At 74.3% G+C, this 12,973-nt stretch carries 14 protein-coding genes; 5 read left to right on the forward strand and 9 right to left on the reverse strand.

Annotation, left to right across the window (positions count from 1 at the left end; translation table 11 throughout):
* Positions 1 to 3: 3 nt before the first annotated feature.
* Both ACI794_RS13245 and ACI794_RS13250 read left to right on the forward strand, forming a co-directional pair.
* Positions 4 to 1,074 carry a threonine aldolase family protein gene (locus ACI794_RS13245; RefSeq protein WP_456616592.1) on the forward strand — a complete coding sequence of 357 codons (1,071 nt, stop codon included), beginning with the start codon at positions 4 to 6 and terminating at the stop codon, positions 1,072 to 1,074.
* A gap of 25 nt (positions 1,075 to 1,099) precedes the next feature.
* Complete coding sequence (locus tag ACI794_RS13250) at positions 1,100 to 2,302, forward strand: cysteine desulfurase-like protein (protein WP_456616593.1); 1,203 nt, start codon at positions 1,100 to 1,102, stop codon at positions 2,300 to 2,302.
* Here the strand turns inward: ACI794_RS13250 and ACI794_RS13255 are convergent.
* Positions 2,299 to 2,877: a gamma carbonic anhydrase family protein gene (locus ACI794_RS13255; protein ID WP_456602276.1), complete on the reverse strand. Its 579-nt coding sequence runs from the start codon at positions 2,875 to 2,877 to the stop codon at positions 2,299 to 2,301. The genes ACI794_RS13250 and ACI794_RS13255 overlap by 4 nt on opposite strands.
* A gap of 63 nt (positions 2,878 to 2,940) precedes the next feature.
* On the opposite strand from ACI794_RS13255, the gene ACI794_RS13260 reads away from it, so the two are divergent.
* Positions 2,941 to 3,978, forward strand: coding sequence for a 5-methyltetrahydropteroyltriglutamate--homocysteine methyltransferase (locus ACI794_RS13260; RefSeq protein ID WP_456616594.1), 1,038 nt, complete (start codon positions 2,941 to 2,943; stop codon positions 3,976 to 3,978).
* Positions 3,979 to 4,046: 68 nt separating this feature from the next.
* Here ACI794_RS13260 and gdhA read toward each other — a convergent pair whose 3' ends face one another.
* From gdhA to ACI794_RS13290, 6 genes are all read right to left on the reverse strand, one after another.
* Positions 4,047 to 5,396: an NADP-specific glutamate dehydrogenase gene (gene gdhA, locus ACI794_RS13265; protein WP_456616595.1), complete on the reverse strand. Its 1,350-nt coding sequence runs from the start codon at positions 5,394 to 5,396 to the stop codon at positions 4,047 to 4,049.
* Positions 5,397 to 5,504: 108 nt separating this feature from the next.
* Positions 5,505 to 6,533 (reverse strand): C40 family peptidase, encoded by a 1,029-nt coding sequence (locus ACI794_RS13270; RefSeq protein ID WP_456616596.1) that lies wholly within the window; start codon positions 6,531 to 6,533, stop codon positions 5,505 to 5,507.
* A gap of 172 nt (positions 6,534 to 6,705) precedes the next feature.
* Complete coding sequence (locus ACI794_RS13275) at positions 6,706 to 7,197, reverse strand: hypothetical protein (RefSeq protein ID WP_456616597.1); 492 nt, start codon at positions 7,195 to 7,197, stop codon at positions 6,706 to 6,708.
* A gap of 96 nt (positions 7,198 to 7,293) precedes the next feature.
* Entirely contained in the window at positions 7,294 to 7,596 is a 303-nt protein-coding gene (locus ACI794_RS13280) for a hypothetical protein (RefSeq protein ID WP_456580343.1), read from the reverse strand.
* 232 nt (positions 7,597 to 7,828) lie between these two features.
* Positions 7,829 to 9,214: a metallopeptidase TldD-related protein gene (locus ACI794_RS13285; protein ID WP_456616598.1), complete on the reverse strand. Its 1,386-nt coding sequence runs from the start codon at positions 9,212 to 9,214 to the stop codon at positions 7,829 to 7,831.
* The gene (locus ACI794_RS13290) at positions 9,211 to 10,725 is read right to left on the reverse strand and encodes a TldD/PmbA family protein (RefSeq protein WP_456616599.1); all 1,515 of its coding nucleotides are present in this window, start codon (positions 10,723 to 10,725) and stop codon (positions 9,211 to 9,213) included. Before ACI794_RS13290 ends, ACI794_RS13285 begins: the two co-directional genes overlap by 4 nt.
* A gap of 61 nt (positions 10,726 to 10,786) precedes the next feature.
* On the opposite strand from ACI794_RS13290, the gene ACI794_RS13295 reads away from it, so the two are divergent.
* Both ACI794_RS13295 and ACI794_RS13300 read left to right on the forward strand, forming a co-directional pair.
* Positions 10,787 to 11,590, forward strand: a complete 804-nt coding sequence (locus ACI794_RS13295) for an MBL fold metallo-hydrolase (RefSeq protein ID WP_456580340.1) — start codon at positions 10,787 to 10,789, stop codon at positions 11,588 to 11,590.
* Positions 11,591 to 11,682: 92 nt separating this feature from the next.
* Positions 11,683 to 12,132, forward strand: a complete 450-nt coding sequence (locus ACI794_RS13300) for a hypothetical protein (protein ID WP_456616634.1) — start codon at positions 11,683 to 11,685, stop codon at positions 12,130 to 12,132.
* On the opposite strand, the gene ACI794_RS13305 is transcribed toward ACI794_RS13300, so the two are convergent.
* Together ACI794_RS13305 and ACI794_RS13310 are read right to left on the reverse strand one after the other, a co-directional pair.
* On the reverse strand, positions 12,017 to 12,499 hold the full coding sequence (locus ACI794_RS13305) for an SRPBCC family protein (RefSeq protein ID WP_456616600.1): 483 nt from the start codon (positions 12,497 to 12,499) through the stop codon (positions 12,017 to 12,019). The genes ACI794_RS13300 and ACI794_RS13305 overlap by 116 nt on opposite strands.
* Positions 12,496 to 12,852 carry an ArsR/SmtB family transcription factor gene (locus ACI794_RS13310; RefSeq protein WP_456616601.1) on the reverse strand — a complete coding sequence of 119 codons (357 nt, stop codon included), beginning with the start codon at positions 12,850 to 12,852 and terminating at the stop codon, positions 12,496 to 12,498. The genes ACI794_RS13305 and ACI794_RS13310 overlap by 4 nt, the downstream gene beginning before the upstream one ends.
* Between the last annotated feature and the right edge of the window lie 121 nt (positions 12,853 to 12,973).

Here is a 12,973-nt window from a genome sequence, read left to right on the forward strand (position 1 = left end):
CGGGTGGACGACGACCTCCTCGCCCTGCGCGATGCCTGCACCCGCGCGCTGACGGGGCACGGCGACTGGCGCCCGGCCGACCTGCTGGCCACGGTCCCGCCCGGCACCGCCCCCGACCGGTACGGCGAGGGCGGAGTGGTCAGCGAGCTCGAGGCCGAGGTGGCGGAGCTGCTCGGGTTGCCCGCGGCGGTGTACCTGCCCAGCGGCGTCATGGCCCAGCAGGCGGCGCTGCGGGTGCACGCCGAGCGGCGCGGCCGGCGCACCGTCGTCTGCCACCCCGAGAGCCACCTGATCCGGCACGAGGAGCAGGCGTTCGAGCGGCTGCACGGCATGGTCCTGCGCCCGGCGGGCGACCGGTACCGCCTGCTGTTGCGGGCTGACCTCGACGCCGTCGCCGAGCACCCTGCCGCGCTGCTGGTGGAGCTGCCGCAGCGCGACCTCGGCGGACCGCTGCCACCGTGGGACGACCTGGTCGCGCAGGCGGCCTGGGCGCAGGAGCGCGGCGCCGCCGCCCACCTCGACGGCGCCCGGCTGTGGGAGGCCTCGGCCGGGTACGACCGCACGCCGGCCGAGATCGCCGGGCTGTTCGACACCGTCTACGTCAGCTTCTACAAGGGCATCGGCGCGCTGGCCGGCTGCTGCCTGGCCGGCCCGGCCGACGTGGTGGCCGAGGTGCGCGAGTGGCGGCGCCGGCTCGGCGGCACGCTCTTCGGGCTCTGGCCGGGCGCGGCCTCGGCGCTGGCCTGCCTGCGCCGGCGGCTGCCGCTGATGCCCGCCTACCTGGCCCGCGCCCGCGAGGTGGCCGACTCCGTGCGCGACCTCCCCGGTGTCACCGTCGTCCCCGATCCGCCGCAGACGCCGATGCTGCACCTGCTGCTGCGCACCACCCCGGAGGCGTTCACGGCGGCCGCCCGCCGGCTCGCCGCCGAGCAGGGCCTGTGGACCTGGCCGCAGGCCGCGGTCACCGGCGACCCCGGCGTCGTGCGCGTCGAGCTCGCGGTCGGCGACGCGACGCTGGCGCTCCCCGTCGAGGAGGCGCGGACCGCCGTCGCCGCCCTGGCGGGGGACGCCTGACGGGCGGCGGCTAGCGTCGGTGACCATGGGCTTCGACGTCGCCGCGCTCCGCGCCTGCTTCCCGTCGCTGGCGAGCGGCACCGCGCACTTCGACGGCCCCGGCGGCACCCAGGTGCCCGAGGCGGTGGGCCGGGCGGTGGCCGCGACGCTGACCGCGCCGATCAGCAACCGCGGCTCGGTGACCGCCGCCGAGCGGCTCGCCGACGAGACGGTGCACGGCGCGCGCTCGGCGATGGCCGACCTGCTCGGGGTCGACCCCGGCGGCGTCGTCTTCGGCCGCAGCGCCACCGCGCTCACGTTCGACCTGGCCCGCACGCTCGCCGCCGGCTGGGGCCCCGGCGACGAGGTGGTGGTCACCCGGCTCGACCACGACGCCAACATCCGGCCCTGGGTGGTGGCGGCCGAGGCCGTGGGCGCGACGGTGCGGTGGGCGGCGTTCGACCCGGCCACCGGCGAGCTGACCGCCGACGACGTCGCCGCCGTGCTCGGCGACCGCACGCGGCTGGTCGCGGTGACCGGTGCCTCCAACCTGATCGGCACCCGGCCGCCGATCGAGGAGATCGCCGCGCGGGTGCACGCGGCTGGCGCCCTGCTCGTCGTCGACGGCGTGCACCTCACCGCCCACGCGCCGGTCGACGTCCCCGCGCTCGGCGCCGACGTCTTCCTCTGCTCGCCGTACAAGTTCCTCGGCCCGCACTGCGGCGTGCTCGCCGCGGACCCTGCGCTGCTGACGACGCTGCACCCGGCCAAGCTGCTGCCGAGCTCGGACGCCGTCCCCGAGCGCTACGAGCTCGGCACGCTGCCCTACGAGCTGCTGGCCGGCACCACCGCGGCGGTGGACTTCCTCGCCGCCCTCGGGGACGGCGGCACCCGCCGGGAGCGGCTCGTCGCGGCGATGACCGCGGTCGAGGAGCACGAGGACCGGCTGCGCGAGCGGCTGGAGGCGGGCGTGGCCGAGCTGCCCGGGGTGCGGCTGTGGTGCCGGGCGGCGCACCGCACGCCGACGCTGCTGCTGACCTTCGAGGGCAGGGACGCAGCCGAGGCCTACCGCTTCCTCGCCGCGCGGGGCGTGAACGCCCCGGCGGGCTCCTTCTACGCGATCGAGGCCAGCCGGTGGCTCGGGCTCGGCGACACCGGCGGCCTCCGGGTGGGCCTGGCCCCCTACAGCGACACCGACGACATCGACCGCCTGCTGGCCGGCCTGCGGGAGTGGCTGACCGCCGCCTAGGAGAGCGCGTCCCCGGGCACCATGCCGGCCGGCGGCAGGGGCCGGCGCACGACGGGCCGCACCTTGCGCGCCTCCGGCAGCCGCTCGGAGTAGGCGGCCGCGTTGCCGCGGATGTGCAGCAGGTCGTCGTCGGTGGCCTCGCGCACCACCTTCGCCGGGACGCCGGCGATCACCGAGCGCGGGGGGAACTGCTTGCCCTGGGTGACCACGGCCCCGGCGGCGACGATCGAGCCGGTGCCGATGTGCGCCCCGTTCATCACGACGCTGCCCATGCCGACCAGGACCTCGTCGTCGATCCGGGCGCCGTGCAGCACGACACGGTGCCCGACCGTCACGTCGCGGCCGACCACCAGCGGGAAGCCGGGGTCGGAGTGCAGCGTGCAGCCGTCCTGGACGTTGGAGCCGGCCCCGATCTCGATGGTCTCCTGGTCGGCCCGGGCCACGGCGCCGTACCAGATGCTCGCGCGTGGGCCCATGGTGACCGCCCCCACCACCACGGCGGTCGGGGCCACGAAGGCCTCGTCGTCGATCCTCGGGGCCCCGAAGGGCAGTTCCGCGATGTAGTTGTCCGCCACGCCCACAGCACAGCACAGGTGCGCACCACGCGCACCGACCTCGGCCCCGGCAGACTCAGCCACATGTCCGCCGCACCCCTGCCCCCGCTGCCCACCTCGATCGTCGGCAGCCTCCCCCAGCCGGACTGGCTCATCGACCGCGACCGCCTCGCCCACCAGTTCCCGCCCCGGGTGCGCGCCGCGGAGCTGTGGCGCATCCCGCCGGAGCTGCTCGCCGGGGCGCAGGACGACGCGACCCTCCTCGCGATCCGCTCGCAGGAGCAGGCGGGGCTGGACATCCTCACCGACGGCGAGATCCGGCGGGAGTCCTACTCCAACCACTTCGCGACCGCGCTCAGCGGCGTCGACGTCGACCACCCGGGCAGCATCCTCAACCGCTCGGGCAAGCCGATCCCGGTGCCGCGGGTGGTCGGTGACATCGGCCGCCCGGGCCCGATCCAGGCCGACGACGTCCGGTTCCTGCGGACGCACACGGACCGGACCGTCAAGATCACGGTCCCCGGCCCGTTCACCATGGCGCAGCAGGCGCAGGACGAGCACTACGGCGACGGCCGCGCGCTGGCGCTGGCGTACGCCGACGTCGTCCGGGCGGAGATCGCCGACCTGTTCGCCGCCGGCGCCGACATCGTGCAGATCGACGAACCGTGGCTGCAGGCCCGGTCCGAGGTGGCCCGCCAGTACGGCGCTGAGGCGGTGACCCGCGCGGTGGAGGGCGCCCCGGGGCCGGTCCACCTGCACCTGTGCTTCGGCTACGCGGCGATGGTGTCCGAGCGGCCCGAGGGCTACTCGTTCCTGCCGGAGCTGGCCGACACCCCGGTGGACACGGTGGCGGTGGAGACCGCGCAGTCCCACCTCGACCCGGCCACGCTGCGCCCGCTCCGGGGCAAGGGCATCGCGCTCGGCGTCCTCGACCTCTCCACCGAGGAGGTGGAGACGCCGGAGACGGTGGCCGGCCGGGTGCGGCGCGCGCTGGAGGACGTCGACGTCGACCGGCTCGTGCTCACCAGCGACTGCGGGCTGAAGTACCTGTCCCGGGAGTCCGCGGCGGGCAAGATGCGCTCCCTCGCGCTCGCCGCCGAGATCGTCCGCGCAGAACTGTAGGGGCTGGAACGGCCCCCTCGCAGGGGCCCGCCGCGAGCCTGCGAGCGGCGGGGGGCGAGGGGGTCCTTCTAGATGAGGCCGTGCGCGTGCACCGCCTCGGCCACCTGCAGGAAGCCCGCGACGTTCGCCCCGAGCACCAGGTCGCCCGGCGAGCCGTACTCCTCGGCGGTCTCGTGGCAGCGGGTGTGGATGTCGCGCATGATCTCGGCCAGCCGGGCCTCGCTGTGCTCGAAGGTCCAGCGGTCGCGCGAGGCGTTCTGCTGCATCTCGAGCGCGGAGGTGGCCACGCCGCCGGCGTTGGCGGCCTTGCCGGGTGCGAAGGCGATGCCCGCCTCACGGAGGACCTTCACCGCCGACGGGGTGGCGGGCATGTTCGCCCCCTCCACCACGTAGCGGCAGCCGTTGCGGGCGAGCACCTCGGCGGCGTCGCCGTCGAGCTCGTTCTGCGTGGCGCTGGGGATCGCCACCTCGCAGGGGACGTCCCAGATGCTGCCGTCGGGCACGAAGCTCGCCGAGTCGCGGCGCTCGGCGTAGTCGGAGATCCGGCCCCGCTCGACCTCCTTGACCTGCTTGAGCAGGTCGAGGTCGATGCCCTTCTCGTCGACGACGTAGCCGCTGGAGTCCGAGCAGGCGACGACGGTGCCGCCGAGCTGGTGCACCTTCTCGATGCCGTAGACGGCGACGTTGCCCGAGCCGCTGACCACGACCCGCGCGCCGTCGAAGGTCTGGCCGCGCGCCGTCATCATCGCCTCGGCGAAGAAGGCCGCGCCGTAGCCGGTGGCCTCCGTGCGGACCAGCGCGCCGCCCCAGCCCAGGCCCTTGCCGGTGAGGACGCCGGACTCGTACCGGTTGGTGATCCGCTTGTACTGGCCGAACAGGTAGCCGATCTCGCGGGCGCCGACGCCGATGTCGCCGGCGGGCACGTCCGTGTACTCGCCCAGGTGCCGGTAGAGCTCGGTCATGAACGACTGGCAGAACCGCATGATCTCGGCGTCCGAGCGACCCTTCGGGTCGAAGTCGGAGCCGCCCTTGCCGCCGCCGATGGGCATGCCGGTGAGCGCGTTCTTGAAGATCTGCTCGAACCCGAGGAACTTGACGATGCCCAGGTTCACCGACGGGTGGAAGCGCAGCCCGCCCTTGTAGGGGCCCAGCGCGGAGTTGAACTCCACCCGGAAGCCACGGTTGATCCAGACCTCGCCGCGGTCGTCCTGCCACGGCACCCGGAAGATGATCTGCCGCTCCGGCTCGCAGATCCGCTCGACTGTCTTCATCTCGGTGTACTCGCCGTGCCGGTCGAGGACGACGGCGAGGGACTCCAGGACCTCGCGGACGGCCTGGTGGAACTCCGTCTCACCCGGATTGCGCCGCAGCACCTCGTCGTAGATGCCGCGGACCCGCTCCGGAACCTCGCCGCTCACCTGGTGCCCCTCTCGCGCCGGTCACTGCTCCCCCGCAACGTACGTCGGGCGGGGACGGCCCGCGGAACGGGGGCGTGCGGACGGGGCCCCGGGTGGCCGGCGGACGGGTCAGCCGGTGGGGCGGACGCCGAACCGGAAGCCGCCCTGGTCGACCGAGGTGACCGACAGCGGGGTGCCGTAGGTGCGGGCGTGCACGATCATCCCGTTGCCGATGTAGAGGGCGACGTGGCTGATCGGCGAGTAGTAGAAGACCAGGTCGCCGGGCTGGAGCTCGCCGCGCGAGAGCTGCGGACCGATCGTGGACTGGCCACTGCTGGTGCGCGGGAGCGCGATGCCGGCGGCGGCGTAGGCGTAGGAGGTGAGGCCGGAGCAGTCGAAGGCGCTGGGGCCGGTGGCGCCGGAGCGGTAGGGGGAGCCGACCTTCGACAGCGCCACCTGGATCGCGGTCGCGGCCGCGCTGCCCGCCGCGACCGGCAGCTCCGCGACCGTCGGCGTCGACAGCCTCGGGCCGGCCACGATGGTGGAGACGCGCTCCTGCTCGGCGGCCGAGAGCCGGTCGTAGTCCGACTGGTACTCGGCGGCCCGCCGCTCGACCTCGGCCTGCTGGGCCTGCAGCTCGGCCAGCCCCGCCTGCGCGGTCGCGGTGGCGGCATCCGCGGCGGCCTGCGCCTGCTCCGCGGCGGTGCGGGCCGCGGCGACCTGCGCGATGACCTCGTTGGTGTGCGTGGCGATCATGTCCAGCGTCGTCATCTGCTGGACGAGCTCGTCGGCCGAGTCGCTGGTGAGGAAGGCGGCGACGCGCGACTGGGTCGTGCTGGTGAAGCTGCTCTGCACGATGGCGCGGATCTGCGGCTCGTGGACGGCGAGCGCCTCGCGGGCGGCCTGCGCCTGGTCGGCGGCCGCGGCGGCTGCCTGCTGCTGGCCGGCGACGATCTCCTCCGCCTCGTGCACCTGGGCCTCGATCACGGTGAGCTGCTGGGCGGCCTCCGCCATCAGCGACGCCGCCTCGGCCACCGAGCCGGGCTCGGCGTGGGCCGCCGTCGCGGGGAGAACCGCCGTCGCCGCCGCCAGCACCGCGGCGCCGACCGCCAGGACGGCACGCGAGCGGCGTCGGGTGGTCGTGCGCTGCGCGTGCACCCTGGCCTCCGATCAGCTGCGCCCGGCCCGGGGAAGGGGCCGCAACCATGCGCGTCAGCACGGACCGTAGGGAGGTCGTCTCGAGAAGTAGTCGGGGGCGCGCGGGTGGGCGACCGCGGCTTAGCCCCAGGCGTCACACCCGTCACGGGAGGCGCCCACCGCCACGGGGTCGTCAGCGGCGGCGGGGACCGGCCGCGGTGCCGTCGGGGAGGCGGTCGGGCGCAAGGGGGATCAGTCGGTCGGCGACGGCCCCGGTGACGAGGGAGTACACGGTCTTGTGGGCGACGTCGACGAGCTGGTCGCGGCGGGACCAGGTCCAGGGCGGGGCGCCGACGCCGGTGGCGTTCTCCAGCGTCTGGTCGGTGGCCAACCGGATGGAGGCGTGCCAGACCGATGCGCGGACGCCGCGCAGTCCGCTCGCGGCCCAGATGCCGCGGAGCGCGCCGACGGCGGCCCCGGTCCCCCAGTGCATGAGGTGGTTGCGGACCGGCGGGCGGGCCGAGCCCGGCAGCCGCCGTCCGGTCGTGAGCGCCGTCGACGTGCGGGCCGGCACGTAGCTGTCCGGCCGGTGCGTCACCGCCTGCTCGGCCTTCTCGCCGAGCGTCATCACGGCGACACCGACCAGGCCGGCGAGAGCGCCCCGCAGGGCAGCGCGTCCCAACATGGGCCCGCACTACCCCGCAGGTGACGCTGTGGAACGGCCGCCGTGCAGGGTCCCGCCACGAGCGTGCGAGTGGCGGGGGGCACGGGGGCCCTTCAATCAGCCGGCGAGGGGCTCCTGCACCTCGAGGACGTCGAGGGCCCGGAAGTCGCGCAGGATGCCCGAGAGCTCCTCGGAGGTCCACGGCTCGCAGCAGTCGCAGCCGCCGTCGCGGAAGCTGACGAGGCCGATGGAGCCGCCGGCCTGGTCCTCGGCGATCGCGAGGTGGCCGGCCGACGGGTGGCGGTGGCAGGTGCAGGCGGCGGCGCAGAGGCCCAGGCCCCAGCCGGAGATGACGACGGTGTGCCCGTCGTCGCGGACCTTGCCCACCTGGAAGACGGACGGCTTGCGACTCCTGGTCACGGAGTCCTCCCCTCGACAGCCCCGTGGGAGCGGGGCTCGCGTGCGGTACCCGGTGTTCGAGCTACGAGAGGTTTCGGCAGGACCCGCTCTGGGGTAAAGCCTTCCGCTCGCTCATGTACCGCAACCGAGAGTAGTTCGACGCACACGAATCGTCGCCGTCAGTTTCCGCCAGCCTGCGCGAGATCGACTTGGCGGAACTGTGACGGAACGGCCCCGACCCGCCCGGGCGCCCTCAGCTGGCGGGGCTGACGCTGCTCATGTTGAAGTCCGGCACCCGCAGCGCCGGCATCGCGGTACGGGTGAACCAGTCGTTCCACTCCCGCGGCAGCGTCCGCTCGGTGCGGCCCGCCTGCACGGCCCGGCCGAGCAGGTCGACCGGTGACTCGTTGAACCGGAAGTTGTTCACCGCGCCGGTCACCTCGCCGTCCTCCACCAGGAAGACCCCGTCGCGGGTGAGCCCGGTGAGCAGCAGGGTCTGCGGGTCCACCTCGCGGATGTACCAGAGGGTCGTCAGCAGCAGGCCCCGGTCGGTCGCGGCCACCATCTCCGCCTGGGTCGCCGTGGCGGTGCGGTCCTCGAGGATCAGGTTGTCGACGGCGGCGGTGGCCGGCGCGGTGGTCTTCAGCGCCCACGACCGCGGCCGGACCAGGTTGCTCAGGACCCCCTCGGAGATCCAGTCGACCGCCGGCGTCGCCATCCCGTTGTCGAAGACCGAGGCGGCGCCGGAGGAGCCCCCCACCACCTGGAACGGGGTGGCCTCCAGGCCCGGGGCGTGCGGATCGCTGCGCAACGTCAGCGGCAGCGTCGCGAGCCGCTCGCCGATGCGGGTGCCGCCACCGGTCCGGGCGAAGACGTTGCGGCCCTCGTCGGCGTCCCGCGCCTCCATCGTCCAGTAGAGGTAGATCATCAGGTCGGCGACGGCCGAGGGCGGCAGCAGCGTCTCGTACCGGCCCGCCGGCAGGTCCACGCGCCGCTGCGACCAGGCCAGCTTCTGCCGCACGTCCGCGGCGAGGTCGGGCACCGAGACGTCGGTGAAGTCGCGGGTGCCGGTGCCCGCCCACACCGAGCGGCCGAAGTCCGGCGTCTTGCCGTTGACCTCCACCCGGCCCGTGGGCTGGTCGTGGCGGAGGCGCAGCCCCGTGGAGCTGCCGAGGTACGTGGAACGCATCGAGTGCTCGGCGAAGCCGAAGAGGAGCTCGCCGCGGTCGCGGGCCTCGCCGAAGGCCTGGCCGAGCGCCGGGGCGAACTCCGAGAACACCTCGATCGAGGTCTCCGCGGGCTCGGCGTCCCAGTCGCCGGTCCCCGGCGGGGTGTCGGCGATCAGCGGCATCGCGTCCTCGGCCGGGCCCGCGTCGCGTGCGGCCTGCTCACTGGCGGCCACGAGACCCGCGACGTCCGGCGTCCCCGAGCGGCTCACGGTGCCCGCGGCCATGCCGGCGCCGCCGTCGACGAAGGAGATGACGACGACCTGGCGCGAGCGCATGGCACCGTTGGTGGTCAGGCTGTTGGCGGCCCAGCGCAGGTTCGCCTCGGACCCCTCGACGACGAACGTGATCTGCCCATCGGCGGTGGAGGCGGCCAGCGCCCGCTCGACGATCTGCTGCGGGGTCGGGGTCATCGCCCGGCCTCCTCGACGGTGTTGAGGATGGTGACGCCCTCGAACAGGGCGGTGGGGCAGCCGTGGCTGACCGCCGCGGTCTGGCCGGGCTGCGCCTTGCCGCAGTTGAACGCGCCGCCCAGGACGTAGGTCTGCGGGCCGCCGACGACCCGCATCGAGCCCCAGAAGTCCGTCGTCGTCGCCTGGTAGGCGACGTCGCGCACCTGCCCGGCCAGCCGGCCGCTGTCGATCCGGTAGAACCGCTGGCCGGTGAACTGGAAGTTGTAGCGCTGCATGTCGATCGACCAGCTCTTGTCGCCGACGACGTAGATGCCGCGCTCGACGCCGCCGATGATCTCCTGGGTGCTCGGCCCGTCGGGGGCCGGCTGCAGGGACACGTTGGCCATGCGCTGCACCGGGACGTGGCCGGGCGAGTCGGCGTAGGCGCAGCCGTTGGACCGCTCCATGCCCTGCAGCCGGGCCATGTTCCGATCCACCTGGTAGCCCACGAGGACGCCGTCCTTCACGATGTCCCACTGCTGGCCGGCGACGCCCTCGTCGTCCCAGCCCACGGTCGAGAGCCCGTGCAGGGCGGTGCGGTCGCCGGTGACGTCCATCAGCGGTGAGCCGTACCGGAGGCTGCCCAGCTGGTCAGGGGTGGCGAAGGAGGTGCCCGCGTAGGCCGCCTCGTAGCCCAGCGCCCGGTCCAGCTCGGTGGCGTGCCCGATCGACTCGTGGATGGTCAGCCACAGGTTGGACGGGTCGACGACGAGGTCGTACCGACCCGCCTGCACCGAGGGCGCCTTGGTCTTCTCGCGCAGCAGCTCGGGGAGCTCCGCGAGCTCCGCCTGCCAGTCCCAGCCGGTGCCGGTGAGGTACTCCCACCCGCGGCCGGCCGGCGGGGCGAGGGTGCGCATGCTCTCGAACGACCCGGTGGCGCGGTCGACGGCGAGCGCCGTGAGGTCGGGGTTGACGCGCACCCGCTGCTGCCGGGTGCGGGTGCCCGCGGTGTCGGCGTAGTACTTCTGCTCCTTGACCAGCATGCAGGTGGCCTGCACGTGCTCGACGCCGTCGGCGGCCAGCAGCTGCTCGGACAGCCCGGTGAGCAGCGCCGTCTTCTCGGCGTCCGGCACGGTGAACGGGTCGACGTCGTAGGCGGAGACGTACTCGGCGTCGCGGTACACGGGCTCCGGGGCCAGCTCCACGCGGTCGGAGTTGAGGGCGGCGGCCACCCGGGCCACGGCGACGGCCTCCTCGGCCAGGCGCACCGCCTCGGCCGCGGTGAGGACGACGCCGGCCGCGAACCCCCAGGTGCCCTCGAAGACGACCCGGACGGCCAGCCCCAGGTCCTCACCGTCGGTGAAGGCCTCGGGCCGGGCGTCGCGCAGGCTGATCGTCTGGGTGCGGATGCGCTCCACCCGCAGGTCGGCGTGCGAGCAGCCGAGGTCGACCGCGCGGGTCAGCGCGGCGTCGGTCAGCGCGGACAGCGGCAGCGCGAGGAAGGTCTCGTCGATCGTGCGGGTTCCTGGCACGCCGCCTGTCTACCAGCGCGCGGGCAGGCGTGACGCGGAGTGCCCGGGGTAAGCGCCGCGCATGGACGGCGCTGCGGACGACGTGACCATGACCTTCGGCGGCAACGCGACGATGCTGCTGCGCGTCGGGGGTTTCACGCTGCTCACCGACCCGAACTTCCTGCACCGCGGCCAGCGGGCACACCTGGGCTACGGGCTGCGCAGCAAGCGGCTGACCGACCCGGCCCTGCTCCCGGCCCAGCTGCCCGAGCTGGACGGCATCCTGCTCTCCCACATGCACGGCGACCACTGGGACCGGATCGCCACGCGGACGCTGGCGAAGGAGACGCCGGTCGTCACGACGCCGGAGGCCTCGAAGTGCCTGGCCGACCGCGGCTTCACCGGCACCGCCGACCTACGACCGTGGCAGACGCACACCTTCGCTCGCGAGGGCGAGGAGCTGCGGGTGACCTCGGTGCCGGGCGTGCACGGCCCGGGACCGCTGGCCCGGGCGCTCCCCCAGGTCATGGGCAGCGTGCTGGAGCTGGTGCGCGACGGCGCGGTGAGCTGGCGCGGCTACATCAGCGGCGACACCCTCTTCCGGCCGTTCCTGGGCGAGGTGCTGGAGCGCTGCGGCCCGCTCGACGTCGTCATCCCGCACCTGGGCGGCACGAAGGTGCTGGGGCTGACGGTGACGATGGACGGCCGGCAGGGCGCGGACCTGGTGGAGCTGCTGAAGCCGCCGGTCACCGTGCCGGTGCACTACGACGACTACGCGGTGTTCGCCTCGCCGCTGGGCGACTTCGTGGCCGAGGTCGCCCGCCGGCGCTTGCCCGGTACGGTCCGGCCGGCCCACCGGGGCGAGACGATCAGCCTGCGCGCTTGAGCGGCGACACCTGGGACCTGCTCGTCGTCGGAGGCGGCACGGCGGGGATCGTCGCCGGTCGGCGCCGCCCCCGCGGAGGCCGCCGCCCGGGGGTGGACGACGCGGCGGATGCCGCACCACGACATCGACCGGGCCCGCACCGACGGGCGACCGAGGGCTTCACCACCCTGTTCCTCGACGGGAAGCAGCGGGTCGTCGGCGCCACGGTCGTCGGGCCCCGGGCCGGCGAGACGCTCGGCGAGCTGACCCTCGCCGTCCGGAAGGGGCTGACGGCCGGCGACCTGACCGGCTCGACGCACGCGTACCCGACCTACGACGACGGCGCGTGGAAGGCCGCGATCGCCGCGAACCGGAGCCGCTGGGCAGCCGGCCGGCCCGGACCGTCCTGGGCTCGGCGGTCGGGGTGCGCCGCTGGTGGCTCGACCGTCAGCGGGCGAGCAACTCGTCCAGCTTCTCGTAGCCCTCGCTCACGCCGACCTCCATCCCGCTGGCGACGAAGGCGTCGCGGCCCTCGAACGAGTCGACCAGCGAGGTCGAGGTGAGCCGGGTGCGCCCGTCGCCGAGGTCCTCGAAGACGAGCCGCTCCAGGGCGACGTCGTCCGGCATGCCCTCGAAGGCGAAGGTCTGGACGATGAGCTCGCCCGGGCGCACCTCGTGGAAGACCCCGTTGAACGCGTAGTCCTGCCCGTCCTGCGCCATGACGTAGCGGTAGGAGCCGCCGGTGCGGCAGTCGTACCGGTCGATCCGCACCTGCATGCCCCGTGGCCCGGTCCACCGGGCGAACAGCTCGGGGTCGACGTGCGCCCGGAACACCTTCTCGGGCGGGGCGTCGAACTCGCGGGTGATGCGGACGAGCGGGACCTGCGGGTCGAGGACGATCTCGGTCCCGCGGTGGGCGGTGCTGGTCATGACGGGGTTCCTTCCTGGGATGGGGTGGCGGTCGAGTCCGGCATCGCGCGCAGGACGTCGTCCAACCGGCGGTAGCGCTCCTCGGCCTGGCGCCGGTAGCGCTCGATCCACGTCGTCATGAGGTCGAAGACCTCTGCCTCGAGGTGCACCGGACGGCGCTGGGCCTCCCGGCTCCGGCTCACCAGGCCGGCGTCCTCCAGCACCTTGAGGTGCTTGGAGACGGCCTGGACGGTCACGTCGTAGGGCGCGGCGAGCTCGTTGACCGTGGCGTCGCCGACCGCGAGCCGCGCCACGATGTCCCGTCGGGTGGGGTCGGCCAGCGCCGAGAACACCCGGGAGAGCGGATCCGCCACCACAGCACTCCCCTTCTTCAACCTCTCGGTTGAAGAAGACCGTAGACCGTGGCGCACGCGTGGTCAACCACCTGGTTGAACAGGGGTCCGCGTGGAACGACGACGCCTGCGGGCTCCGCGG

The sequence above is a fragment of the Blastococcus sp. SYSU DS0541 genome (genome assembly GCF_054050875.1).